Source organism: Corynebacterium canis (assembly GCF_030408595.1).
GTDB classification, from domain to species: Bacteria; Actinomycetota; Actinomycetes; order Mycobacteriales; family Mycobacteriaceae; genus Corynebacterium; species Corynebacterium canis.
Map to the genome: position 1 here is coordinate 2,712,318 of NZ_CP047080.1, position 25,734 is coordinate 2,738,051.

Annotated in this window: 17 protein-coding genes; 5 read left to right on the forward strand and 12 right to left on the reverse strand. The window is 60.9% G+C overall.

What is annotated here, in order from left to right; translation table 11 throughout:
• Nucleotides 1-92 precede the first annotated feature (92 nt).
• From CCANI_RS12080 to CCANI_RS12095, 4 genes are all read left to right on the forward strand, one after another.
• Nucleotides 93-569, forward strand: coding sequence for an inorganic diphosphatase (locus tag CCANI_RS12080; protein ID WP_146325319.1), 477 nt, complete (start codon nt 93-95; stop codon nt 567-569).
• A gap of 13 nt (nt 570-582) precedes the next feature.
• Nucleotides 583-870, forward strand: a complete 288-nt coding sequence (locus tag CCANI_RS12085; RefSeq protein WP_146325327.1) for a rhodanese-like domain-containing protein — start codon at nt 583-585, stop codon at nt 868-870.
• 166 nt (nt 871-1,036) lie between these two features.
• Nucleotides 1,037-1,486: a MarR family winged helix-turn-helix transcriptional regulator gene (locus CCANI_RS12090; RefSeq protein ID WP_146325320.1), complete on the forward strand. Its 450-nt coding sequence runs from the start codon at nt 1,037-1,039 to the stop codon at nt 1,484-1,486.
• A 6-nt stretch (nt 1,487-1,492) separates the two neighbouring features.
• Nucleotides 1,493-5,290 (forward strand): Pls/PosA family non-ribosomal peptide synthetase, encoded by a 3,798-nt coding sequence (locus tag CCANI_RS12095; RefSeq protein WP_146325321.1) that lies wholly within the window; start codon nt 1,493-1,495, stop codon nt 5,288-5,290.
• Nucleotides 5,291-5,562: 272 nt separating this feature from the next.
• Here CCANI_RS12095 and CCANI_RS12100 read toward each other — a convergent pair whose 3' ends face one another.
• Entirely contained in the window at nt 5,563-5,811 is a 249-nt protein-coding gene (locus tag CCANI_RS12100; RefSeq protein ID WP_146325322.1) for a hypothetical protein, read from the reverse strand.
• Nucleotides 5,812-5,855: 44 nt separating this feature from the next.
• Between CCANI_RS12100 and CCANI_RS12105 the strand changes: the two genes are divergently transcribed.
• Nucleotides 5,856-7,229, forward strand: a complete 1,374-nt coding sequence (locus CCANI_RS12105; protein WP_290211282.1) for a helix-turn-helix domain-containing protein — start codon at nt 5,856-5,858, stop codon at nt 7,227-7,229.
• Nucleotides 7,230-8,812: 1,583 nt separating this feature from the next.
• Here the strand turns inward: CCANI_RS12105 and ppk2 are convergent.
• From ppk2 to CCANI_RS12160, 11 genes are all read right to left on the reverse strand, one after another.
• On the reverse strand, nt 8,813-9,712 hold the full coding sequence (ppk2, locus tag CCANI_RS12110) for a polyphosphate kinase 2 (RefSeq protein ID WP_146324637.1): 900 nt from the start codon (nt 9,710-9,712) through the stop codon (nt 8,813-8,815).
• Between the two features lie 156 nt (nt 9,713-9,868).
• Entirely contained in the window at nt 9,869-9,991 is a 123-nt protein-coding gene (locus CCANI_RS12115) for a hypothetical protein (RefSeq protein WP_281285000.1), read from the reverse strand.
• 50 nt (nt 9,992-10,041) lie between these two features.
• On the reverse strand, nt 10,042-10,182 hold the full coding sequence (locus CCANI_RS12120; RefSeq protein WP_186750284.1) for a hypothetical protein: 141 nt from the start codon (nt 10,180-10,182) through the stop codon (nt 10,042-10,044).
• Nucleotides 10,183-10,819: 637 nt separating this feature from the next.
• The gene (gene groL / locus CCANI_RS12125) at nt 10,820-12,460 is read right to left on the reverse strand and encodes a chaperonin GroEL (protein WP_146324636.1); all 1,641 of its coding nucleotides are present in this window, start codon (nt 12,458-12,460) and stop codon (nt 10,820-10,822) included.
• Between the two features lie 177 nt (nt 12,461-12,637).
• Nucleotides 12,638-12,928: a hypothetical protein gene (locus tag CCANI_RS12130; RefSeq protein WP_146324635.1), complete on the reverse strand. Its 291-nt coding sequence runs from the start codon at nt 12,926-12,928 to the stop codon at nt 12,638-12,640.
• Between the two features lie 73 nt (nt 12,929-13,001).
• Nucleotides 13,002-14,078: a TRAFAC clade GTPase domain-containing protein gene (locus CCANI_RS12135; RefSeq protein WP_146324634.1), complete on the reverse strand. Its 1,077-nt coding sequence runs from the start codon at nt 14,076-14,078 to the stop codon at nt 13,002-13,004.
• A complete protein-coding gene (locus tag CCANI_RS12140; protein ID WP_146324633.1) occupies nt 14,079-15,014 on the reverse strand; it encodes a hypothetical protein in 936 nt (311 codons plus the stop codon).
• Nucleotides 15,011-17,161, reverse strand: coding sequence for a GAP1-N2 domain-containing protein (locus tag CCANI_RS12145; RefSeq protein ID WP_146324632.1), 2,151 nt, complete (start codon nt 17,159-17,161; stop codon nt 15,011-15,013). Before CCANI_RS12145 ends, CCANI_RS12140 begins: the two co-directional genes overlap by 4 nt.
• Nucleotides 17,148-19,373 carry a SaeA-related protein gene (locus CCANI_RS12150; RefSeq protein ID WP_186750282.1) on the reverse strand — a complete coding sequence of 742 codons (2,226 nt, stop codon included), beginning with the start codon at nt 19,371-19,373 and terminating at the stop codon, nt 17,148-17,150. Before CCANI_RS12150 ends, CCANI_RS12145 begins: the two co-directional genes overlap by 14 nt.
• Nucleotides 19,374-22,127 (reverse strand): hypothetical protein, encoded by a 2,754-nt coding sequence (locus CCANI_RS12155; RefSeq protein WP_146324629.1) that lies wholly within the window; start codon nt 22,125-22,127, stop codon nt 19,374-19,376.
• The gene (locus tag CCANI_RS12160) at nt 22,127-25,726 is read right to left on the reverse strand and encodes a tubulin-like doman-containing protein (RefSeq protein ID WP_146324628.1); all 3,600 of its coding nucleotides are present in this window, start codon (nt 25,724-25,726) and stop codon (nt 22,127-22,129) included. Before CCANI_RS12160 ends, CCANI_RS12155 begins: the two co-directional genes overlap by 1 nt.
• Nucleotides 25,727-25,734: the final 8 nt, after the last annotated feature.

Consider the following 25,734-nt stretch of genomic DNA (forward strand, 5'->3'; position numbering starts at 1 on the left):
CTCCAATCGGTCCCGACATTTCCACCCAGGGTAGACAGCGCTAGGATAGTCGGGAAACCAAAACCTTTCTGAGTTGTAAGGACGTGCGCTATATGAGCATTGAAGTCACCATTGAAATCCCTAAGGGATCCCGCAACAAGTACGAGGTAGACCACGAATCCGGGAAAGTGTACCTCGATCGCTACCTGTTTACCCCTATGGCCTACCCACTCGACTACGGTTTCATTGATCACACCCTCGGCGAGGACGGCGATCCGCTGGACGCCCTCGTGATCCTGCCGGAGCCCGTGTTCCCCGGCGTGATCGTCAAGGCGCGCCCGGTTGGCGTGTTCAAGATGACGGACGAGGCCGGCGGCGATGACAAGCTGTTGTGCGTTTTGGATGACCCGCGCTGGGAGCACTTCCAGGACGTCGCCGACGTTTCCGCGTTCCTCCGCGATGAGATCGAACACTTCTTCGTCCACTACAAGGACCTCGAGCCGAACAAAGAGGTGACCGGTTCCGGCTGGGGTGACCGCGCCGAGGCCGAGCGCATTTATGACGAAGCCGTCGCCCGGTACGGAAAGTAGTGTGAGTTACGTCATGCGTTCCGTTTCCGTCACCGAAGTCCCCTCCGGCGTTCAGCTTATCGACGTCCGCGAAACCGACGAATTCAGCACCGGCCACGCCGCAGGTGCCCGCAATATACCGATGTCCGAGTTTCCCGGCCGCGTCGCCGAGGTAGACGCCGACCAGGATATTTACGTGATTTGCCAAGCCGGCGGCCGCTCCGCGCAGGTTTGCGAATACCTGATCGCCCGCGGCCTCGACCCCATCAATGTTACGGGCGGGACCGGGGCGTGGATCGCCGCCGGCCTACCCACGGAGTAGCTGGGTTCCCCCTCGATGGCGCCGCCGCTAAGACCCTCGGTCCGACGCCGGCCCATCGGGGCACTCATTGGGTTCTATTACCCCTTTCCAAGTGCAAAAATAGATTAATTCATGGGTTAACTCCAGTAATTCGGTTGCCCCGAGTTTCGCGGCTACGATTGGGGCCATGGGTTCCCATTCGCTTGATATCCCGTCGGATTTGCTGGCCTCCCCGTCGTTTCAGCTGGAGCGCCTGCGCCGACGTACGCGCGACCGTGTCGAAGCTGTGCTCGCCAAGGATGACACCTCGTTGCGCGGTTATTGGGTGCTCACCTGTTTGACGTCCGATGACGCCGCCAGCCAAACAACCTTGTGCAGCATCCTCGGCATGGACGCTTCCGATATGGTCCGGCTTCTCGACGCCCTGGAGGCCCGCGGTTGGTGCAAACGTACCCGCGATCCGAAGGACCGGCGCCGCCAGATTGTGGCGGCCACGAAAAAGGGCCGGAATGCCCAGAAGCGGCTGTCCGTGCTGGTCTCCCAGGCGGAGGACGCGGCGCTTGAGGAATCCACCCCGAAGCAATTGAAACAATTGCGCAAGCTCGCGCAGGCGATTTTCGCCGCCGAGGAAGCTTAGGCTCGCATGGCGTTATCGCAGATACCAACCCAGTTTTTGCGTTCCCACGAGGCCCCGAAGAAACGCACGCTCATAGATATTTTGAGCGATACGGTGGCCGCCTTCCCGGAGGCCCCCGCCATCGACGATGGCGGTATCCTCACCTATACCGAATTGTGGGACGCCGCCACCGAGCGCGTGGCGGAATTGCATTCCTTGGGGATCCGCCGCGGCGATCGCATCGGGATCCGGATGCCTTCCGGCACCAAGGAACTCTATGTGGCGATCCTGGCCACGCTGCTCGCGGGAGCGGCCTATGTTCCCGTGGATGTGGACGACCCCGACGAGCGCGCCGCACTGGTGTTCGCCGAGGCGAACGTCAATGCGATTATTTCGGCGACCGGGATCGAGGTATTGCGCACCACTCCCGGCGGGGATCGGCGCCGCCCGCGGCACACCGACGATGCCTGGATCATTTTCACCTCCGGCTCCACGGGCACCCCGAAGGGAGTGGCGGTGACGCACCGCAGCGCCGCCGCGTTTGTGGACGCCGAACGGGAACTCTTCCTGCAGGACGCCCCGCTCGGCTGCGAGGACCGCGTGCTCGCCGGATTATCGGTGGCCTTCGACGCCTCTTGCGAGGAAATGTGGCTGGCCTGGGCGAACGGGGCCTGCCTGGTGCCCGCCCCGCGCTCGTTGGTGCGCTCCGGCATGGACCTGGGCCCGTGGCTGATCCGGCGCAATATCACGGTGGTATCCACCGTCCCCACCCTGGCCGGGCTGTGGCCCGCGGAGGCCCTCGATGCGGTGCGCCTGCTGATCTTTGGCGGCGAGGCCTGCCCGCCGGAGCTGGTGGACCGCGTGGCCACCCCGGAACGAGAGGTGTGGAATACCTACGGCCCGACGGAAACCACCGTGGTTGCGTGTGCCGCCCGGGTGCACGCCGGGCAACCGGTGTCCATTGGGCTGCCGCTGCGCGGGTGGGACCTCGCGGTCGTCGATACGCACGGGGAGCCGGTGGCGGTCGGCGAAACAGGCGAACTGGTGATCGGCGGCGTCGGCATGGCGCGCTACCTGGACAGAGAGAAGACGGCGGAACGCTTTGCGCCCCTACGTTCGGTCGGCTGGCCGCGCGCATACCGCTCCGGGGACCACGTCAGGCTCGAGGAGGACGGCCTGTACTTCGTGGGGCGCGTGGATGACCAGGTGAAAATCGGCGGCCGACGCATCGAACTCGGCGAGGTGGAAACCCATGTCGCGGCCCTGCCCAATGTGCGCAGCGCGGCGGTGGTCGCACAATCGAGCGAGGGCGGAAACACCATGCTGGTGGGCTACCTCTCCCTCACAGACCCCGAAACAGAATTCAGCACCGCACAGGCATACGAGGAGCTCGCCACGGCGATGCCCGCCGCGCTGGTGCCGCGCCTGCACGTCATGGACGAACTACCCGTGACCACGGCGGGGAAGGTGGACAAGCGGGCCCTGCCGTGGCCGCTGCCAAACGCTGAGGTCAGCGCGACGGGCCTGGACGAGACGCAGCACTGGCTGGCGGAGATCTGGGTGGCGGTCCTAGGCGTCGAGGTCACCGATATCCACGCCGATTTCTTTTCCCTCGGCGGCACCTCGCTGGCGGCCGCCACGGCCATCGCAAAAATCCGCGAACGGTACCCCAATACTTCCGTGCGCGACCTTTACGACCACCCCCGTTTGGGCGCATTAGCGGAACGCATTTCGGAGGAATCCGCCTCCCAAATCTCCGAACGCACGGTCGATCCGGTGCCGCGCCGCGCCCACATCGTGCAAACGATCGCGCAATGCTTCCTCATGACCTGGTCCGGCGCGATCTGGGTCACCTGGCTGCTGCTGATCGCCACCGTCGCGCTCACCGCCCCGCCGCTGCCGCTCGTGATAAGCGCGGTGCTGATATTCCTCACCCCCTTTGGCAGGCTGCCGCTGGCGGCGGCCGCGATCCGGCTGCTTATGCACAATGTGAAACCAGGCAGCTACCCGCGCGGCGGCAGCGTACACTTACGGATCTGGGCTGCGGAACGGGTCGCGGATGTCTCCGGCGCGCGATCCACCGCATTGTCCACGCTAATGCCGCTGTTCGGCAGGCTGACCGGATCGCGCATAGGTCGCGGCGTCGATATGCACAGTCCGCCGCCCGTAACGGGGATGCTGCGCCTGGAAAACTACTGTGCCATCGAACCGGAAGTAGACCTTTCCACGTACTGGCTCGACGGCGACATACTCCACGTAGGCGAAATCCGCGTGGGCACCGGCGCGCGCATAGGCACCCGCAGCGTACTCATGCCCGGAACGAACATAGGCGCGCACGCACAAATCGAACCCGGCTCCACCGTGCAAGGGAAACTCAAAGCCGGCACGCGATGGGCAGGCTCCCCCGCCGTGAAAATCGGCCGCACGAACTCCCGCTTCCCCGACACCATGCCGCCGCGCCGACCCGCCTGGGCCGCGCTATATACCCTGGCCGCCGTGCTGATCGGCCTGCTGCCCGTGGCGGCCTTCGGCGCTGGGTTAGCGGCCGCCTGGTGGCTGACCCGATCCCTACTGGTCACGGGCGCGCTCGGCGCTATTATCGCCGTTGCCCTCTATGCGGTGTGCGTGCTGGTGCTGGTGCGCCTGCTGAGCATCCGCCTCACCCCCGGCGTGCACCCCGTACGCTCCTTCCCCGGCTGGCGCGTATGGACCATCGTCCGCCTCATGGACGAAGCCCGCCACCACCTCTTCCCCCTCTACGCCGCCCAACTCACGCCCGTTTGGTTCCGCATGCTCGGCGCCCGGATCGGCGCGGACGCGGAACTCTCCACCGCCCTCGCCATACCCGCGTTTCTGGAGGTCCGCGACGCCGCATTCCTCGCCGATGACACGCTCGTAGGCGGCTATTCGCTCGGGCACGGCTGGCTGTTTACCGCCCCGACGCGGGTGGGCAAACGCAGTTTCCTGGGCAATTCCGGGATCCTCACGCCGGGGCGCAGGCTGGGGAAAGAATCCCTGATCGCCGTACTCTCGCTCACCCCAAAACGCGCGAAGACCGGCAGCAACTGGTGGGGTAGCCCGCCCGAACGCCTCCGCCGCGTAGTGCTTTGCGACGCCCGCGACTCCCGCACCTATGCGCCAAACCTCAGCGTCAAACTCGCACGCGGCGGGATCGAAACCCTCCGGCTACTAGCCCCGGCGGCCTCGGGAACGCTCGCGGTAGGTGTGCTCACGGTGCTGTACTGGCTGGCGCAACACCACGGCTGGGCGGTGGCCTTTGCGCTCAGCGGCTTCGTGCTTATCGCCGCCGGGGCCATCGCGGCGGCCCTGACCGCCTGCGTGAAATGGTGCTGCGTTGGGCGAATCCGCCAAGGTGAGCACCCCTTATGGAGCCGCTTCGTTTGGCTCAATGAACTGCAAGATTCCTTTGTGGAAGGGCTGGCCGCGCCCTGGTTTAGCAACCACAATCTAGGCACCGGGGCGCTCAATTGGTTCCTCCGCGCGCTCGGCGCTTCTGTCGGCGCGGGCGCCTGGGTGGAAAGCTACTGGCTGCCGGAAGCTGACCTCTGCAAGATCGGCCGCGGCGCGACCGTAGGGCCCGGATGCGTGGTGCAAACGCACCTCTTCCAAGACCGCGTAATGAGCCTAGACACCGTCACCCTCGACGACGGTTCCACCCTCGGCGCCCACTCCGTCGCCCTACCTGCGTCGCTTATCGGACGCGCCGCCACCATCGGCCCGCGCTCCCTGGTGATGCGTGGCGACCGAGTTCCGGAGCACACCTCATGGCTGGGGAACCCCATCGAACCGGCGGGGCGGGGTTAGGTGCGGCTTGGGGGTGTTGGGGGTGTGTTTGGGCTGGGTGTGTCTGGGCTGGGTGTGTCTGGGCTGGGGCCTAGCCCCGGATAGGTTGTGAGCAACCCATCGGCGGTGTGATTTGGAGTGGGTGAAGCGGCCGCCGAGCTCTGCGCTGAGTCCCGCGCTCAGGCAGATTCGACACGCCGGGGCGCTCGGGACGGTATTTCCGCAGGAAGCCGAACTTGCCGTGTCGGATCTGCCTGAGGCAGATCCGGTGAAGGGGGTTGGTTCGAGAAAGTTCAATCTTGTCCGTGCTTCGCGGCCTTGCCAACAGCTTGCCCTAATAGGTTGTGTGCAGCCGTTGACCTGCGATCGTCCGGAATTTCTTCATTAGGGTGGTCAACGAAGAATAAAAAGACGATTTGCAGCGTTTTTGGCCTGTCATCTCTCAGGACCTTGGTAACAACCTGTTTCATCACCTTGGTGACAACCTGTCTCATGTCCTTGGTAACAGTCTGTCTCATGGCCTTGGATGCAACGAGTCTCATGACCGTGGAAACGATTTTGGTGGTGTTCGTTTTCAATTAAGTGCATGGTTCGTCCTCTTTCGCCGAATGTGCGGCGTTTAATTGTTGAATTTGATCCGTGTGCCGCGAACGGCATGAGCATTACGGAGTTTTGTGCGGTTCATGGCATTAGCCGGAAAACGTACTATGCGATCAAAAAGCGTTTTGAGCAGGAAGGATTTAGGGCGCTGCATCCGCGGTCGAGTGCGCCACATAAGCCTGCAACTACCTATGATGAGGCTACGGTGTCGATGGTGCTTGCGATGCGGGAACGGCTTGGCCAATTTGGTTGGGATAATGGGCCGCGATCCATTTGGTATGCGTTGATTGATCAGCCGAATGTGGTGCAGCCGATTCCTTCGGTGTCGACGATTGCTCGGATTCTGGCTGCTGCGGGTGTGGTCGCGAAGAATCCCCGGAAGCGGCCTCGCTCATCGATAGTGCGCTTCGAGCGATCCTGTGCCATGGAGTTGTGGCAGCTGGATGCGTTTTCCTATCGGCTCGCTACTCCGGCGGGCACTGTGATCACGATTTACCAGCTCATCGATGATGCAACCCGATTTGATGTGGGTACTACGTATGGCACCAAGCCGGAAAATGGGGCAGATGCGTTGAACTGTGTAGTTAACGCGATCCGTGTCTATGGGGTACCGCGCCAATTGCTGAGCGATAATGGTGGCGCGTTTAATCAGATTCGCCGGGGCCGGATCACTGCGCTGCATCGGTTTCTTGCCGTCAAGGGCTGTGAGGCCATTACTGGCCGGGCGGATCATCCCCAAACCCAAGGCAAAAACGAACGCTCCCATCAAACCTTGGTGAAGTTCCTTGATGCGCACAAGCCCAGTACTGAGGCCAAATTGAAGGAATTGCTCAGTGAATACCGGGAGTACTACAACAACAAGCGGAGGCATCAAGCACTCGGGGGTATGACCCCGAAACAGGCCTGGGACAGCATCGAACACCGCCCTAGTAGCGGCGAGCCCATCACCCAGGAGCAATTGACTGCAGAGATTGAAAAATACCGGCAAGCCCGTTCGAGCGAGTCCCCCAGCGCTGCAGATGGCCTCGACCAAGATCCAGCAATGCTGTACATCAAACCCTCGTCCAGACCACGTTTCGCGCTCGCGGGGTACTACATCAATATCCCCAAACGGCTTACCGATAAGCACTACTACGTCGTTCACACCGACGATGAATACGCGCTATTCGGTTCCGTCGACGGCGTCATGGTCCTGCGAATCCCACTGCCACTAAACGTGCTCGGCGAACCGATCGGCGCCACCGTACCCCTTTGGAAAATCATCGGCGCGTACCTCCACGAGGCCCCGCCGTGGTTTCTCAAACGACAGCAGCAATGGCTACAACAACACCCCACCGCCGCTGCTGAACTAGAGGATTAACTACCCGCTCGCGCGTTACCAAGGTAATGCTACTGGTTGTTACCAAGGTGATGATACAGATTGTTACCAAGGTGATGGCACAGAGTGTTACCAAGGTCGCGAAATTCTACACAGCGTTTTTGGCCAAGATTCGTCCGGAATTTCTTCGTTAGGGGCCCCAATGAAGAATAGAAAGACGAGTACCAGGTCGGCGGTGGCGCACAACTAGTCGCGGCGCGGGCGGGCGCAGCACGGGCGCCACGGGTGGTTGCGCACAACCAATTGCCGCTGGGGTGGTTGCGCACAACCTATCGGTGGTGAAGCGTTTTGGGGGCCGGAATCGGCCAATGGTTCTGCGCGCCGAGGCAGATTCGACAGGGCCTGCCCGCGTCGTTCACTGGGCGCGCCGCCACTAACCGCCCCCGACCGTCGCCAAGCAACCCCGTGCGAGCCCGTCACCCCCGAATGGGCTCAACGCTTCGCAAAAAAACGAAAAGCGCTTGCCGGATCGTCACCCAGCAAACGCTTTTGAATGTATAGATCTATACCGCGGTTTAGCCAGTTTTTAGGAGCTGGCTAGGTATTCCTCAGCTATGAGGATGGATCGGATTCTTAATTAGAACCAGACCCACAGAGGCGGGAACCAGCCCCAGCCGATGGAGCCGAGGTCCCAAGAAAGAGCATACAGAGCCCAGTCAAACCAAGAAATCATATCGAGCACCTTTCGTTAATGCTTAACCAGCCTGAGAAAAGCCGGTCAATTCTCATTTTGACAGAAAATGCCAAGCCCCGCACACTATTCGCTGCCCCAATTTTGTGGGTATTCGCGTTAGCGTCACCAACAACGTCTATCAACGTAGAAAACCTGGAAAAAGCCCCCGTCAAGCAAAGCGCAACCGGGGGCATTTATTACCCGAGGGCAGGTGGTTCAATCAATCAGTCCCAGAACCAGCAGTCGTCCCACCAGAAGAACCAATCATCCCAGAACCAAGAGCCAAACGCCCAGGAGAAGGGGTAATAGCAATCAAACATCGTCCCGTTCCTTTCTGCATCGTAGAGTCCCGCCCGAACTAAGCGGTTGACTCCATGCTCCCGCTAACAATTACACATTGCAAGACCTTTGAAACGCCTTTATCTTTCTGTTATCACATTTGCCACCTTCTGGGGGTAATTACAGAAAGCCGACCCCCCGTTTCTAGGGTCCCTTGCCCGCAAACACTTTTGAAATATCACAGATTTATAGCGCGCTACCGATCGAAATTTCCCAAACCAAACACCCCTTCGCCTGTGTTTATTGATCTATCATATGAACGAAACTACCCGCTCGGGGGAACGGCGAAACATTCACATTGCAGCCCTGTAGCGCAAGAGGTATACCGCTTGCACAACCTATCCAAATCTCAGCAACCCGCCGCGCAACGTGCCGCCGACCCTTGCCCCCAGTCCGCAGTTTGCTTAACGACGGCCCCGCCACGCAACCCGGCAGCCAACCCCAGCGCCTAGCACGTTCCCCATCAAAGCGGTACACGACAAATCTTGGATGTGGGCGAAAAAGAGCCCTCCCCACATTCGTGGGAAGGGCGGGTCCGGCTGCGGAACAGCGGCTAGTCGCCGATCTGATCGCGGCCGCGCAATACGATCTTCGGATCGGGCTCGCCGACAAGCTCATGATCCTTGCCGGTGTACTCGAACTTGCTCAGCACGAATCGCATAGCATTGATGCGGGCGCGCTTCTTATCGTTGGATTTAATGGTGATCCACGGGGATTCATCGGTATCCGTGTAGCGGAATTGTTCTTCCTTGGCCCGCGTGTAGTCGTCCCATTTGTCCAGGGAAGCGAGGTCCATCGGAGATAGTTTCCACTGCCGCACCGGGTCCACTTGGCGGATAGCAAAGCGCGTCCGTTGTTCCTTCTGGGTGACCGAGAACCAGAACTTTGTCAGCGAAATATTGGAACCCATGATCATGTTCTCCAGCATGGGTACCTCGCGCAGGAATTCCGCGTGTTGCGATTCGGTGCAGAAGCCCATAACCCGTTCAACGCCCGAACGGTTGTACCAAGACCTGTCGAAAAAGACGATTTCTCCGGCGCACGGGAAATGCTCGATGTATCGCTGAAAATACCAAGATGTTGATTCCCGCGGCGAGGGTTTTTCTAGCGCCACGGTGCGCGCACCGCGCGGATTCAGGTGTTCGTTGAAGCGTTTAATCGTGCCGCCTTTGCCTGCGGCATCCCGCCCTTCAAACAAGATGATGTGACGCTGACCGGTATCCTTGGTCCAGTTCTGCCACTTCAGCAGCTCAATCTGAAGTGCACGCTTTGTGTGTTCATATTCCGCGCGGGACATCCGCTTTTCATAGGGATAGTTTTCGCGCCACGTTTCTACAGGTGTGCCATCAGGTTGGATCAGTACCGGATCATCTTCGTCAGAATCATCAACTATGTAGCCTTGGGTCGCAGCCAAATCGACTACAGGGAGCTCGGTCTCGGTATTGTCAGCCATACCTGTGATTCTACTCTTTGGAAAGTTTCATCGGGCAGCTTTCTGAAGCTAGACGCGACATGAAATTGCCCGCAACCGTACCGGAAAAGGGCATGCAAAAACCCCACCGGAAATCCGATCCAGCGGGGTTACAAAAAGCTCAGGCTTAAGCTTCGACTACTTGACCAGGCCGATCAGCTTGGAGATGTGGCCAGCGATAGCGCCCAAGTCATCGATGTAGTTGAAGAAGAACTTGATGAAGGAGTTGTCGAGGGAAAGAACAACGTAGTCAGAGAACATTATTTACTCCTGATAAGGAAAGAGATGAAGGTTTGGATTGGAAGCTGGGCTTACAGGGAGCCGAACAGCAGAGCTGCGGACAGACCGTTGAGCTCACCGTAGGCCGGAACGAGGTGCTTGAAGAAGCCGTTCACGTGCTCAACGAGGTCAGAGAAGTCGCCCAGAGCGGTGCCAATTGCCTTGATATCCATAGTTATCTCCTAGAGAGGGACCAGCAATATGGATGCTGGTAAGTTTCCAGTTGCTGACGCCCTCAGGACGTCTGCCAATAATCTAAACGCCCCTCGCTACTCACGTCAACCTGTACGACACTGAATCGCACCACCCAAAAACCGTGAGCGGCATCACTTCCCCACCAAAACCTTTACCCCACCTAGCTTACCTGAGCTGCACGTTTTTGCCGCTAGGCCCCCTTAAATTAAATCTAGGCAAGATTTCCATCAAGGAAAGGTAACACCGCCAACTATGGTCACGATATAGCGCCAGCTGCGAGAACAAAGAACGAAATCGCTGAAAAATCCCAAAGAAATTCCCCCTAATTTACCCCTTTTCGGGGGAAAAGCGCGCGAGCTGCAATCCGTTTAGGCCCGATCTCCGCCTAGCAAACCTGCACGTGTGACGCAGCCTCCCAGCCCGCCTGCCTATCTATAGCCTATTTTTCTCCTATACCACCGCTATTTCGTAGTTATTCCTTTTAATATTGCTGTACACTTTCAGATCCTCCAAACTGGCAGCTAGCGCGCACGCAAACAAGCCCCTTAGGGGTGCCTTACACAGCGTGTTTGCGGCACCCTAAGGGGCTTATAAGGTAGGAGGGGCTAACCAGGCTTAGAAGCCGCCCATGCCACCCATTTCATCGGCGCCAGGCGCGGCACCAGCAGGCTGCGGCTTGTCCGCCACAACAACCTCGGTGGTGAGGAAGAGCGCGGCGATGGAAGCGGCGTTCTGCAGCGCAGAGCGGGTCACCTTCACCGGATCGTTGATACCGGCGGCCATCAGGTCCACATACTCGCCGGTAGCAGCGTTCAGGCCTTCACCAGCGGGCAGGGAGGCAACCTTATCGGCCACCACGCCAGCCTCGTAGCCGGCGTTCACTGCGATCTGCTTCAGCGGCGCGGACAGCGCGGTACGCACGATCTTCACACCGGTAGCCTCGTCACCGTGCAGGTCCAGGTCACCATCCAGCACGTGGGCGGCCTGCAACAGGGCCACGCCACCACCTGCGACGATGCCTTCTTCGACGGCAGCCTTGGCGTTACGCACGGCGTCTTCAATGCGGTGCTTGCGCTCCTTCAGCTCCACCTCGGTGGCAGCGCCGACCTTGATCACTGCAACGCCACCGGCAAGCTTGGCCAGGCGCTCTTGCAGCTTCTCACGGTCGTACTCGGAATCGGAGTTCTCGATCTCGGCGCGGATCTGGTTCACGCGGCCTTCGATCTGCTGCGGGTCACCGGCACCTTCCACGATGGTGGTTTCGTCCTTGGTGATCACCACCTTGCGCGCGCGGCCCAGCAGCGGCAGGTCGGCGGTCTCCAGGGACAGCCCGACCTCTTCGGAAATGACCTGGCCACCGGTCAGGATAGCCATGTCCTGCAGCTGTGCCTTGCGGCGATCGCCAAAGCCCGGCGCCTTCACGGCCACGGACTTAAAGGTGCCGCGAATCTTGTTTACCACGAGGGTGGAAAGCGCTTCGCCCTCAACATCCTCGGCGATGATCAGCAGCGGCTTGCCGGTCTGCATGACCTTCTCCAGCAGCGGCAGCAATTCCTTAATATTAGAGATCTTGGCGGAAACCAGCAGGATATACGGATCCTCCAAAACGGCTTCCTGGCGCTCCATGTCGGTGGCGAAGTAGCCGGAGATGTAGCCCTTATCGAAGCGCATACCCTCGGTAACCTCGAGCTCCACGCCAAAGGTGTTCGATTCTTCGACGGTGATCACGGATTCTTTGTTCAGGTTGCCATTGCCCACGGCGTACATTGCCTCGGCAATCTTGGCACCGATCGCGGGATCACCGGCGGAAATGCCGGCGGTGGCGGCGATTTCTTCCTCGGTCTCGATTTCCTTGGCGGAATCCAGCAGCTGGGCGGTAACCTTGGCCACCGCCTGCTCGATGCCGCGCTTGATGCCCATGGGGTTCGAACCGGCGGCCACGTTGCGCAGGCCCTCACGTACGAGCGCCTGTGCGAGGACGGTGGCGGTGGTGGTGCCGTCGCCAGCGACGTCGTCGGTCTTCTTGGCCACTTCCTTGACCAGCTCAGCGCCAATCTTTTCGTACGGGTCCTCGAGCTCGATCTCGCGAGCGATAGAAACACCGTCGTTGGTGATTGTTGGGGCGCCCCAGGACTTTTCCAGAACAACGTTCCGGCCCTTCGGACCAAGCGTCACCTTGACTGCGTCGGCCAAGGTGTTCAGGCCCTTTTCTAGGCCTCGGCGTGCTTCCTCATCGAATGCGATGATCTTTGCCATATCTGTTTGTGCTCCTTGTTATATAGGACGACACTCACGTCTGTTGAAGCGGGCGCCCGCGACGGCAGGGGTGGCGTGTGAGTGAAGTACCACCCTCACCCGCTCCAGCGTTTGATTGGCACTCGGATATAGCGAGTGCTAAATCCGTTTTTAGCAGTCACCGAGTTCGTGTGCAAGCTATTGCCGGCTGTTGAGGTATTCATTAAGCGCCGGATCGTCGAATAAGCGCAGCGCCTCGCCGCTTCCCCAGAACCAAATCATCAGCCCCAGCACCACAAGAATTACCAGTACAGCGGTGGAAATTGAGAGCACGAGGACCCCGGCGCGATTAAGCTGCTTCTGCCCCTGCTGCACGTTGGCCTGTTCCAGCCGCTCCACGTCCGTGTTCGCCATCGCGGGCACCGGCTGCTGCCACGCCTGCTGCGGTTGTTGGAACGGGCTCTGCCCACCGAACGGTTGTTCTGTCATTGCGCGGTCTCCTGTTCTGCGTATCGACGCCCCGACTCCCCAGCCTCGGCCGTCACCTCACGGTAGCGCCGCATCAGCGTTTTCCATTCAATAGGTCGTATCTGCCGAACAATTCCCGCAGCGGGTCGAGGCAGCGAAATGGTGCGATGCCGCTGCGGCTGACCTGGTCACCATCGGGCGGCGCGCCGAGCGAAGAGACCGCGAAGCATTGGAAGGGGTAGGGCTGTTGCCCAAACATGGGTTGCTGGAGTTGGTTGATAAGCTCGGTTGCCCCGAGGCATTCCAACAGGCTGAGCACCTCGTAGTGCAGCAGCATATTATTGGCGTAGTTGAATTGCTTGCCCAATTCCGAGTTTTCGCGGCAGAATCCGGCACCGTAATTGCTCATCACGCGCTGCCAGTTCACGCTGCTGGAATAGTAATTGTCCCCTTGGTTTACATCGGCGAGGCATTGCATGGTGTCGAACTTGGACAACGTCAGCGCGATGGGCGGACGGTAATCCGTGCCGAGGACGCGCAACACGTTTTGGAGGACGATGGTGGGGTCGTCGTCGCCGACCTCGTGGCGGGCCACGGCACCCGCAAGCAATTGTTGGATGCGGTGCACCGCCATCGGGTCGAACAGGAACAGGATGCGATCCGCGTGGCAAAAGAAGGAAAGGCCGTCTTTGCGCGCTTCAAAGCCTTCCTCTTTCAGGTCCTCGCCCGCAACATCGCGAAAGACCACAAAGACCTTTTGCAGCCCTTCGTCCCGCTCGTGGGCACCGATATCAAAGATCAGCGGGCGGCGCTGCGGCGCGTCCACCGATGATGCCGAGGGCGTCGGGCGCAGAAACCCCATTTGTTCGAAAAGCGGGCGTTCGTATTCCTTTTCAAAGGTGGTGCGGGTGTATTCGTCCGCGGCCCGAAAGACACCGGCATTGGCAATAACCAATTGCCGCAGCAGCTTGACCACCACCGCGATATAGAGGCTCTTGCCGGAGGCGCGGGCGCCGGCCATGGCGATGGTAATGGTGCCGGAACCTTGCCAGCCCTCGGGCAGCGGGTATTCGTTCGGATCATCCACAAAGGGCGATTCCGTCGCTTGCGCGTCCATGGTTTGAAAGGTGTAGGGGCATTTGGTGGGCAAGAGCGCCGAGGTCATTTCCATCTATTGTCCTCCGGTCAGCGTGTTCAACATGATCTCCGTGTCGCGGGCGAGCGCATTGCTGCGCGATTCCCTGACCGCCTGCACAAAATCCGGGGTGAACACAGTGTAGGTGCAGCCCGTAACCAATGGCTGGCGGGAAGTGAGCACATGCACATGCGGGCGCCCCTGGATCGCGGCGGGAATATCGTCCGATATCACCACCAAGGCTTCATCCGGCGGGATACTACTGAGGTCTAGGTTCCAACCGGCCTCGTGGAATTGCAGCTGGCGGCGAGCAATTTCCTCGACCTCCGTGCTGGCGAGCACCATCGGCCTCGAATCCGCGCCGCTCGTGCACAGCCGGATGGTGCGGCCCGCGGCCGCCACCGCCAACACCCCGCTGGCGAATTGGCACATGGCTTGAAACTGATCCTGATGCAATGAACGACCCATCGATGCGCTCACGTCGACGATAATGGTGGCGTCGCGTTTGCGCATTTCAGGCGCTGTATCGGCGGCCAATGTGGACCTTGCAACCGAGCGGATCTCGCTGGCGGCGGGGTCCAGACCCACATCCTCCACAAGGTCCGCAACATCGATGGCCAAGCCCGCCGGCGTCATGCTGAGCGTCCCGAGGGTAAAGGAGGCCAGATTGGAGACGTCGAAGGCGGGGAAATCCAATTGGACATCGCTATCGTGATCCGCGCCCACCAGCGTAAGGGAGACAAATGCGATCGTCTGCGAGGGGAACGCCTGTGCCATTGGTAGCAACGTTACCTCGGTGGAGTCGGTAAGCCCTTGCACGGCGATGTGGTCTCCGCGGCGTCGAGAATCGACGTTGGGCACGGAAAACTCAAAGCCGACGTCGTTATTGGTGCTTACCGAAAACTCCGCGTAGAGTTCGTGCACGCCGGAGGCGAGAAAGCGTTGCCCGGGGGTGAGTTTTTTGATGATCACGTCGGTTCTCCTTTGCGCGTGACAATAAGGGTGGCCAGCTCGTTTAGGAGCGCGCGAAGCTGTGGGACGTCCGCAAGCATGGGCGAATAATAGTCCGGTAGTTCCGCGAGCTTTAACAGCGCCGCGGCCACGCTCTCCGGCTCGGTACACACGGTGTGAAAATCCGGCCACAGCGTTTCCGACACAAACTCCGATGCGGACGCGACGTTCCACTGGCCGGGCTCCCAGGAAACCCCTGTGGCAAGGGCGTGGATAATCAGGTTGCGGATTGCGGATTCCTCCGCGGCATCGTAACTAAACAGCTTCCCCAGCTGCGAAAACGGCACCAGGATCACCGCCAGCCGCAAAAGCGCACGCTGCGCCTCCCGCGAATGCTCCAAGGTCGCGGGCACGTGCTGAAGCAGGCGCTGCACGCGCGGGGTCTGCAGGGCGAGGACGATATGGCGCAGCGGCTCGGCAATCGAAATCACGCGCAATAATTCGAACCCTTGTTGGTGTTCGTCGAACCAGGCTTGGTAGCCGGTTTCCTGCAAGCCCTCGCCGACGTCCCGCCAGAGTTCGGTAAGCTCATCGCCGCCGAGCGGGATGGAGTAATGGTGTGCGCGCTGCAGCTTGGTCATCTCCTGAAACAGGATTGCCCATTCCTGCAGGGAGGCGGCGCTTGGCCCGCTGTAATGAATGCGGGAGGCGATGTCCGTGAGGCGCAATTGCGGCTCCGGCGCGTTCGAAAAACCGAGCTGTTTGGAATTCACCGGGTGAATGGTGGCTCCCGGCGCGCCCAACCACTGCCGCGCGCGCGTGCCGGACAATGCGAAACGGCACCGCCACGCCGCGCCAAAAACGGGCGCGCAAACGAATGGCTCCAAATCCACGGGGGTGCGCAGCCATGCGAATAATTGATCTACTTCCGCGATGCGCGGGGCCCAGCTGGTGGTCACCTCCGCCTCTGAAACGATGCCCGCGCGCACCCCGTATTCCAACCACAGGGCATAGAGTTGCCCGATCGTGCGTTCGTCTAGGGAAAGCTGCGGAAGCAGCGCGAGCATATCCGCGAGGCGTTCGCGGTCGCCGGGACGCGCAACGGCATCCGCCGGGAATTCGCGCAGCAAACACATGGGATCATCGAACACACTGACGGGCCGATAGTCGGTCATGGTGCCCGCCAGCGCCACGATCTCCGGCGCGAATCTGCCCGGGGATTCCAAGACCGTGGCGGCGAGCCCCGCACCGAGCGTGCCGGAATGGACGTCGCTACGCCGCAGCTCGAACATGGTTTCGGCGATATCGCGGCCGACGCCGTATACCGCGGCGGTCAGGCGATTCCACGCGCTCACCGGGGCGACACCGGTGGCGGAATCGCTCACATCTACGATCGGACAGTTAACGCGCAACCGGCCTCGATCGGCGACGGGCACACAGCTCACGCAATTCGGCCTGGCTATCAGGCTTTCGGCGCGGTCGAATGTGGAAAATCCGATGCGTCGCGCCTCCGACGGCGACATGGTAAGCGAAAGCGCGTACAGCCAGAACGCGGCCTCCTGGGTGTTTTGCGTCAGCAGCACCACCGGCCCCCCGCTGGCCACGGCGTTTTGCAGGGCGTAGAGCGCGCCGGTGCGGTCGCCAAGCATGGTATCCACCATCATCCACGCGAGCTCTGGGTCCAGCGGGCCAGGACCAAATTCGCCTTCGTGTTCGAGCGTCACGGCGTTGACGGCGTGGAAGCGAAACGGGGTCCGCCACTCGGGCGCGCCGTACCACTCGATGGGGTAGGCACAGGCGCGCGGCGCACCGGGGTCGCGATCGAACACAGCATGGGTAAACACATTGCCGGGGCGTCCGGTCGCGTCCTTGCCCGCGGCCACGGAATACAGGTAAGCGTCCGTCGTGCCGAGGGCCTGTGGCCAATACTCCAGGCGACGCGGCAGCTGGTCAATGGCGTCTTGGCCAATAAAATCGTCGAAACTCTCCACCGGAATCAAACGGGTGGGCGCATGCTTACGCAGCCAGGTTTGCTCCGCTTCGGTGGTGCCGCGGGTGGGTCCGATGCGCCAACCGCCGCCGCTGGCACGGGAATTGCCAAACGATGCGTACGTTGCCTGCGCCCACCGTTGCTGCCCCTGCTCGGACACCGCACTACCTCCCGCCATCGGCTGATTGCGGCTGCATATTGCGCACCAGGTTGCTCACCATAAGGGAGGTCACCGCCGGGTCCTCCAAGCTGATCGCCATATCGTCGGTATCGAATTGTTGGTTGCTAAACAGCCGGAGGAAACCACCGCCGCGGGAGCGCAAAAACTCGCCGTCGATCTCCCAATATTCGGGGGTTTGATCGGGCAATAGCTGCGAGGCGTGCACTCCCTGCAGGAAATCCCGATCCACCCCCTGCTCGGAGTATTTTCGGGTGCGCACCTCAATGCCATCGCCGACCTCGAGCGGCAGGCGTTCAGGCCGCCACCGCAGGGTAAAGGAACGGGCTTGCTGCTCGGGGCGTTCCGAATACAACACGATAAAAGGCTTCCCGTTACTAAAGTCGATGCGATAGGCGAAGCGTTTTACCCCTCGGTAATGGAGTTTGCTTTCCTCGCCCCACACGATCTCCCCGCAATGATGCACGGAAGGCACGAGGTAAATATCGCCGGGGACCCGCAGCTGGAGCCGCATCCCGCCCTCCGCCTGGTACGTGGCCTGATCGATCGCGCTGAGCTGTTCCCGGTGCGGGGCCTGGCCGAGGAAGGCGGTGACCTCGTGGGCATTGCGCGGCCAGCCGAAGGTAACCAGCTGGTTGATCACGCGCTCCCGGATCATTTCATTAGTTACCTTGCCCACGCGCACCTGCGAATATGACTGCCCCACCATGCATTTTTCGCCGACCACCGATACCGGGGTGAGGTAGATGGTAAACCAGTCGACGGGCCATACCACGCTGCAGTGATCTTCGCCGCGCTCAAGGTCGTTGGCCCAGTCACGCTGCGATAACCCATACTCCTCGAGCGTTTCGACGTCCAACACCTTACCGCTCAGCCCATCCTCCGGCGCCTGCTGCGTACGGTAGAGTCGTACCTCGCCGGAACTGGTACTTTCCCAGGACACATCGAAGTGCACATCATTACCGATGTCCCGGCGCGTGACGGTAATCCCCACATCGGTAACCTCGGCGGGTACCTCGATGGTTTGCTCGGCAGAGGGCTGCGAAGAAACGATCGCATCCCGGAATTTCACTTGGCGTTGCACAAGGAACTTGTAGGTCAACCCTCGCTGTTTCGGCGTGATACGGAAACCCTGCAGGTTTGGCTTGCCGGTTTCAATCTCGTTTTTCGGTTTAAGCAGCACCCGATCGCGTTCGGTCGCCTGGTACACGGCGACCCGGTGGGTTCCTTGCTTCGGCGACCACAGGCCACGGATCTCCCCACCCACAACGGATAATTCGAGGTCCTCCACCGGCATAATCACGGCGTCCTCCCCCACCAATACCGGCTCGGACTTGAGTGCGGTCAGCTCGCTGGTGCCGGTGTGCATCCAGATTTGGTACATGCGCAACGCCGTGCCCAGCGGGTCTCGATCCACCCATTTGGTGGCCACGGTCACGCACCGTTGCTCGCCATCATTGGGGTTGCGTTCGAATTCCTCCTCCTCGCTGATCACACGGAACAGGCGCACCTCGCCGGGCTCCGGCGCAGGAACCGACCACTCCAACCACACCACGTTGTCCTTGTGATGCGCCTTGACCACGCCGATCGGCTCGGGATCCGTAAACAATCCCAGGCGGGCGAAATCTGTAAACAGATAATCGCGCAGATCGCTCGCCGCCGGGACCGGCTCCGGTTGCGGTGCCGGCTCGGGCTGCGGTTCGGGCGGAGTCTCGGGCTGCGGTTCGGGCGCGGGCTCAGGTTCCGTGTTCGGCTCAGGCTTTGGCTCAAGCTTTGGCTTCGGCTCGGACTTTGGCTCAGGCTGCGGCTTGGGCGGAGACTCGGGCTCGGGCCGGGATTTCGCCTCGGGTTTTGGTTTTGGCGTGGGCTTTGGCGGCAGGGGCTGGGTAAATTCGGCGGCGGCGGGTGGCTCGGATTGGCGGGTTGGCGCGGGCCAGGTGCCGTTTTCCAATACCGGGGTAAACATAAAAGACTCCGGTAATTTATCAAATCCCTGTGCGTTATCGGTGTCGACCAAGGCCCGGATCATAGTCAGGGGTTTGCTCCACACATTGACCAGCGGGTCGGCGTTATCGCGGCGCAGCAGCGAGGTGTTCAGCGCCACCTGCTTGAGCTGTTCGATGGTTGGCAATTGGCTGTCATCGAAGAGGCGTGCCGCTTGCTCTCGCCACCGCATATAAAGGTCGAACACGACCTCGGCGCGCGTAACCATTTAAAACTCTCCTTCGCCGGGCATATAGGTGGGGCTAGCGGTAGGCGTACGGTCGGCCGACGGCGGTGGCGGCATCCAATCGTCCCCGGATACCGGCGGCTGCGCCTCGGGTTTCTCCACCCGCATCCGCCGCGGTACGCCGACGCGGATATCTTCCGCGCGGGCCGGGCGGCTCACCTGGATCAGCACCTCGCTCACCCCGATGGCGTCAAGCTCGGAGCCGCCGGGGCGGAAATACGCGACATCCACCTTATCTACCGCATGGATACGCCCAGCTTCGGTAATAAATTCGGCGTTAAAGGAACCGACTTGGGCGGTGGACCGCAAGGATTGCAGGGCCGGGGCCTGCGTTTTCTTCCCGCCGCGATTAATTCGCATGGGTTGCAGGATCTCGGCGTGCTCGCGCCGCACCACCTCCTTGAGCCCCTGGGTGATGCTGCCCCATTCGTCCACGCTGCGGTCCACGGAATTGTATTCCGGCCCAGCCATAAGTATGCCCATGCTATCCAGGGCGGTGCCGGTACCGCGCCCGGTCAATGCGTGCAGGTTATCGGTGCGTACTGGGATCCCGGCTTGGTGTTCCAATTGCGCGGTGGCCAATGTGCGTCCCTCGTGCACATGGCCCTGCATCCAACCTTGGCGGTACATGCCGGCGCGGAAGCTGCGTGCAACCTTTTCTATCACGGCGTCGTCAGGCGTGGCTTCGGCGAGCAGCACGGAATCCGGCATGTCATTGGTGGGAATCACATTGTCCACACGGTATTGCCGCACCGTACCGAACGGGCGTTCACAGACCGCGCCGAGCTGGTGGGACAAGGCCACGAATTGGTGGTAGCCGATCTTGATCCGCTCTTGGGCCTCCAGGCAGGTCACATAGTTAGTCTCGGCGGCCTCGATATCGCTGATCAACGTGCGGCGGCGATTCAGCAGGCGGATTTCGTCCCGGGTTTCCAGGAACACCTGGCTCATATAAAGCACCAACCACAGCACGAACCAAGTACCAAGGAACGTGGCCTTTGTGGAGGTTTCGGACATTTCAAATGCCCGCACCCACTGGTATGTGGGCAAACCTTGGGCATCCAGATTGGTGCGAAATACCGCCCACAGGCCTAGGAAAGCCGCCCAGGACCAGAAGCTCACATAGCCCAACCAGCGCAGCACCATGATCGCCGTCGCCAAGTTCTTCGGCTGCTGTTCCCGGCGATTGCGCAATTGTTTGGCGCTTGCCTGCCATTTGGTGGCTTCCCGGTCCAGATCGTGCATTGTCTGCACGAGCCGGTCGCTCACGTTTACCGCAAAGCTATCGGAGTGTTTACTGCGCCAATGCCCGAAATCCCCAATGATTTGGCCGATATTACGGTGCCGGAATTCGGCCTGTTTGGAAAGCGTATCCCGGTACCGATCGGCCTCGATCTGATCGTATGAGGCGATGGAATCCATGCGCAGCATCGCCTTGAGCTGCGGCGGCAGGTTATTGCCAAAGCGAACGCTGGGACCGGGGATCACCACTTCCGCGCTGGGCGCAACGTAGACAGGCCCGAGCTCGCTGGTCCCCACCGCGCTCGGGTAGCGCGGCACGGGCGATTGCCCGAACGGGCGGGGTTTGGCATCGATCATGGTGAGCGCCATGTTTTCGTAGCTTTGCCAAAGCGGTGCGTAATCCCGCGCCACCTGTTCCCGATTGATGCGTTTTGCCACCGCCATCCGGGGGTTTTCCTGCCCAAGGAGCGGCCCGCCGCCGACCTGCACGCGGGAATCCGTGCCGTAGAGGGAACTTTGGATCGCCTGGCTGGTCAGGTTGCTCAGCTCATCGCTATTGCTGCGCAACCAACGTTTCGGCGCCGTGACCAGGTTTTTGCCATAGGTGCGTAGGAATTCGCCGACGGCACCGGTATTGGTTTGTTGCCGGGTGCGTTCGCTCACGCCTTCGACCCGCGGCCCGTGCAGCAGCTCTTGGTATTCCTGAATCAGCTCGTCCGCGCATTCCTTATTAAATGCGCGATAGTCCGCGACGTAGTGCGCGGCCACGTTTTGCCCAGGGTGATCCAGCAGCGGCAGCGGGTTTTTGCTCGTGTCAAAGATGCGTTCTTTGAGTTTCTGCTGCACCTCTTGCCCGTCTATACGCCGATAGAACGCACGAACGAGCCGGAAGGTTTCGCCGTGCGCGGGTTCCATTTCCAGCACCGGCGCGTCCGCATGCCCCTCCCACAGCCCAAACAAACTGGCTATTCCGGCGGCGCAATGCAAGACGTACCGGGTACCCTCATGGCCGTGCACATACGCCACCGGGGTGACGTCCGGACCGATGCTGTCTTCGGGGGCGAGCATCAGATTGTTGTATCCACGCAGCAATGGCAGCTCGGCATTACCAGGCGTATCGACGGCCGCGAGCAGCAGGTTCGTGCGAGGGGCGCGGCGACCGATGTCCACGGCGTCGATAGCCTCGGTGAGGGCCGCAAGTTGGTCGGGGCGCACAACGCCCGCAGCTGCGGAAACGTCGTTGATCACGCCGATATTGAGCTTGGTGGCTCGGGTCCGCGTCAGCGCCTCGTTCAGCGGCATGAAGTGCACGCTGGTGCCGCCATTGGGGGCCGCCAACACGCAGCTGGTCAGCGAGGCGGAGGACTGGAACGCGTCCGCATCCACCCACAGGTAATCCACCACTAGGTTTAGGGCCGCTAGGTCCTCGAGGGTTTGGCGGATCGCGGCGGACAGCGGGCCGCGCCCAACGAAAACGGTCAGCCGAGCTCCCATTAAAACTCTCCTTCGCCGGGAATTTCGAACCGTTCGGCGGCGTAGTTGTGAAGTTCGAACCCGGCGGCCGGTTGAGCTGCCGAGGGCGGACCCGCAGCGAACGCCTTATCTAATAGCGTGACCAATTCGGCGGTGACCTTGGCAACATCGGAGGCTAGGTCGTGGTAGACGGGCACCCTCGCTGCGACCTGGCGTTCCCGGATATCGCCAAACTCGCGGTTCGTCCGATTATGCAGCTGCCCCGCGCCCGCCATCTGCGATGGCACATAGGCCTGCGCGTTATTGCCCTGGCGCAGCAACCAATCCTTGGCCGCCGCCAGCCGCTCCTCCGGGGTGACGCCGGATTCCGTACCCGGAATCTGGTGGAGTTCGCCCGATTCCCGGTGGCCGCTAAAGAGCCACGCCTGCAGCAACCGCTGAGCGTTGAGCGTGCGGTTCGGGTTGGAGGGGATGTCCTCGCTGTCATAAAGCTTGCGCAGCAACATATAGGGGCGTACGGATCCAAACAGTGGGTAATCGCCGATGCGCGCCCACGCCAACGACACGGATTCCAGCAGGTTGGGCAGCCAATCCAGGGTGGATCGGAACTGGGACACCGGGGTAAGCATCGGGGTGGCAAAACTCACCCACGTCTTGGCGGCGTGATCGTACACCTGGACGGGATCATCGTCGCGGGCGTCCATCGTGCCGGGGCAGTACACGGTGCCGGTCAGGCGACCGATATACCAACCCGCAACCATGGCGTGCCGATCCTTATCCGACATCGGCAACGCCGCCGTCAGCGGCCTGGCACGGCGCGCCGCCCAGAACTCCTGCTTATTGCCTGCCGTGCGGTCCCATTGCTGCGCGATCGGCGGCAGCAAGGATTCAAACACAACCGGAACGTAATTGGGGTAAGAACCAAAGATATCGATGGAGCGCTCATCGCCCTCATTGCTTAACGCCCCGCCGAGCGGCTTGCCACGATCCGCGGGTGTGTGGTTCGGGTACTCCAGCACGGCCTTTTCCAACAGCGGGGCAATGGCGTCGCCGCCGAGCGGGATGCGGGAAAAGTTAAACCGGTAGCTGATATCGCCCATATAGAAGGCCTGCACAAGCTGCGGGTTGATCTGCGCCAACGGCAACGCATTGCTCATCGCCTCAATAAAGCGGTTCAGCACCTGGTTGCGGCGGTATTGCCGCTCGTGCTCGGGCAGCCCTTGGCTGGTCACGTATTCCCGCAACGAGGTGGAAATAAACTGCTGGAAGGAAAAGCCCGGCCGGCGGATATATTGGCGGGCCCGTTCCAGCACGGCGGCGGGACCGATGCGGAATTCAAATTTGGCCGGGCGCGGGTCTTGATTGCTGTATTCGCTGGCACCGGGCACGGTGGTCAGGTCGCGGGCGATCCAGGTCTCCTGCAATACCAATAGATCGCGCGGCGCTTGTTCCGCCCCGGAAGTGGATACCCAATCGGCGTTAATCACGCGCTGCGCGGAAATCTGCAGGCCGCGGGCGAAATGGATGGCACCGGATTCCGCGTCCCTGGCGGATTCGATGATGTCATGCTCGAATTGCCGCGGGAAGGTTTCCACATCCGTCAAAAACACCTCGTTGGCGGCCTGGTTAAAGCGATCCGGAACCGTCGTTTGGGTTTCGTTCGGCCACAGCCGCGGCACATTGGTTTTCAATTGTGCGACACCAAGGTTGGGGTCGTTATTGGCGGCGGCGGCAACCTCCAATTCGCGGTGCTCGGCACGCATGACCAAGGCCAGCGGATCCACGAAGTTCTTTAAAAAGTCCTCCAAAACTGGGCCCAGCATGCGGGCGATCAGCACCACCGCGCACCGATTCAAATCACGAATCGCGTCGTGGGCTATCCGCTTTTTATAGGCGGCATCATCGGCGATGTGCCCGCGGTTATTGGACAGGTTGGCGCGCATCTCGCCCGAAAGCTTCACGTCTACTGCGGTATTGGCAACGCTGCGCACATCGCCGATCATGGAATCTTCCAGGTAACCACGGATCTTTGCCAGCACCGCGCTGCCGTAGGGGACGCCGTATTTGGAAATCTCCGCGCGGATAATATCCAGCAATTTCTCCTGCACCACCTCGCGGCTGGCCCAATGGAACACGGCGGAATACAGCAGGCCATCGAGGTCGCGGCGCGCATCGTGGCTGATCGATTGCAAGGTCTGTTCCACGATCGGCAACCAGTCACGGCCGCGCTGGCCCGCCGAGGAGGGGATCCGGGATTCGATGCTATTGGAAATGCGTTGGGACCACTGGCTGATCTGATCCCAGAACGTATTCATGATCCAATTTCCGGCCTTGCCTGGGGGCGGCAGGATCACGCCAACGCGATTGTGGATCCCCTGCAGGTTGTTATTGAGCTTTTCCTCAATCTGGGCGTCGCCCGACGCCGGGTTGGTCACATCCTTATGCCCTTCAAGCAGCTTTTCCACCGCGGAATTGGCCAGGCGTTGGGCGGCGTATTCGCCATAGCGGTCGCGCCCCATAGATAGCTGCGCGTACCCAAACGAACCCCAGGGGATGTTTTTGCGCTCCGCGACTCCCCAACCGAAACGGCTGTAATCCGCATCGACGCCGCCCTTATTGCCCAAGGTAAACGCCTGATAATTCTGCAACGAGGTCGCATCGACCATGAGCGCGGCTAACCCGCGGCCGATCGCGCGGTAGACGGTTTTCGGGTCACCATTGCCTAGGCGCGCCCCCTTTTCCCCGGAGCGAATACCCACGGGGAAGACGCGCCCGATGGGCACCTGGTCGGTGACGCCAACCGGCACGCCTAATGCCCTAAATACCCGCACATCATCATCGGTGGCGGTGCCGAATTGCGCGGCCACCAGCTCCGCAAACATGGCCAGCGCATTGGGATTGGTACCGGCCACCGCATCCGGCGATAATGCCGAGAAGATATCGGGCGTGACCAAAAACAGGGAGGTCAACGAGGGTGCCAATTGATCAAGGCCGGTCAGCAACCGGCACACATCGATGGCCATGGACGCGCCCGCACCGCCCGCCATGGAGGAAACCACAAACACCAAGGGCTGTTGATTGCTAATCTCACCGGCGAGCACGGTGCGGCCGTACAGCTCCGACATGAGATCGGCCAGCTCACGGTTGGTATCGGCCTTAAATAAAATATCCCACGCCTTGGCCAGCTCAGCCTGCACCTCCTTGAGCTTGCTCAGGATCAGCATGCGCCCGATGGCGCGGTATTGGCCGGCCCCCGAACCCACCACGGTGGTTTCCGCAGTAGGGTCCGTCAACGCCCAACTCGCAATGGTGCCAAGTTCGCCCTTCATCCCCAGCTGATCGGACACGGCGGCGTCGACGGTGGCGTAACGGTCGCTACTACCGCAGGAAATATAGTGGCCGCCCGCCTCGGAAACGTTAGGCAGGTTCCTTCCCGCCTTTTCCGCCACGGTAGGCACGTCCACGCTCACGAATTGCCAGGCCGCGGGCAATACCACATCGTTTGGTGTGGGGAATCGCTCGGGCAGCCGCTCGGCAAGCGTGGTTTTCAACTGATCCATCATGTAGGCCAGCGTCTGCGCGCCGGAACCACCACAACCAACGACAAGGACCTTATGCATTATGTATT

Excerpts from the sequence above, each read along its gene's own strand:
- CCANI_RS12095 (WP_146325321.1), top strand. The coding sequence starts at position 1,493 with ATGGCGTTATCGCAGATACCAACCCAGTTTTTGCGTTCCCACGAGGCC.
- CCANI_RS12080 (WP_146325319.1), top strand. The coding sequence starts at position 93 with ATGAGCATTGAAGTCACCATTGAAATCCCTAAGGGATCCCGCAACAAG.
- CCANI_RS12130 (WP_146324635.1), bottom strand. The coding sequence starts at position 12,928 with ATGACAGAACAACCGTTCGGTGGGCAGAGCCCGTTCCAACAACCGCAG.
- CCANI_RS12145 (WP_146324632.1), bottom strand. The coding sequence starts at position 17,161 with ATGGCGGGAGGTAGTGCGGTGTCCGAGCAGGGGCAGCAACGGTGGGCG.
- ppk2 (WP_146324637.1), bottom strand. The coding sequence starts at position 9,712 with ATGGCTGACAATACCGAGACCGAGCTCCCTGTAGTCGATTTGGCTGCG.
- CCANI_RS12150 (WP_186750282.1), bottom strand. The coding sequence starts at position 19,373 with ATGGTTACGCGCGCCGAGGTCGTGTTCGACCTTTATATGCGGTGGCGA.
- CCANI_RS12085 (WP_146325327.1), top strand. The coding sequence starts at position 583 with ATGCGTTCCGTTTCCGTCACCGAAGTCCCCTCCGGCGTTCAGCTTATC.
- CCANI_RS12160 (WP_146324628.1), bottom strand. The coding sequence starts at position 25,726 with ATGCATAAGGTCCTTGTCGTTGGTTGTGGTGGTTCCGGCGCGCAGACG.
- CCANI_RS12155 (WP_146324629.1), bottom strand. The coding sequence starts at position 22,127 with ATGGGAGCTCGGCTGACCGTTTTCGTTGGGCGCGGCCCGCTGTCCGCC.
- CCANI_RS12120 (WP_186750284.1), bottom strand. The coding sequence starts at position 10,182 with ATGGATATCAAGGCAATTGGCACCGCTCTGGGCGACTTCTCTGACCTC.
- CCANI_RS12115 (WP_281285000.1), bottom strand. The coding sequence starts at position 9,991 with ATGTTCTCTGACTACGTTGTTCTTTCCCTCGACAACTCCTTCATCAAG.
- groL (WP_146324636.1), bottom strand. The coding sequence starts at position 12,460 with ATGGCAAAGATCATCGCATTCGATGAGGAAGCACGCCGAGGCCTAGAA.
- CCANI_RS12105 (WP_290211282.1), top strand. The coding sequence starts at position 5,856 with ATGGTTCGTCCTCTTTCGCCGAATGTGCGGCGTTTAATTGTTGAATTT.
- CCANI_RS12135 (WP_146324634.1), bottom strand. The coding sequence starts at position 14,078 with ATGGAAATGACCTCGGCGCTCTTGCCCACCAAATGCCCCTACACCTTT.
- CCANI_RS12100 (WP_146325322.1), bottom strand. The coding sequence starts at position 5,811 with ATGAGACTCGTTGCATCCAAGGCCATGAGACAGACTGTTACCAAGGAC.
- CCANI_RS12090 (WP_146325320.1), top strand. The coding sequence starts at position 1,037 with ATGGGTTCCCATTCGCTTGATATCCCGTCGGATTTGCTGGCCTCCCCG.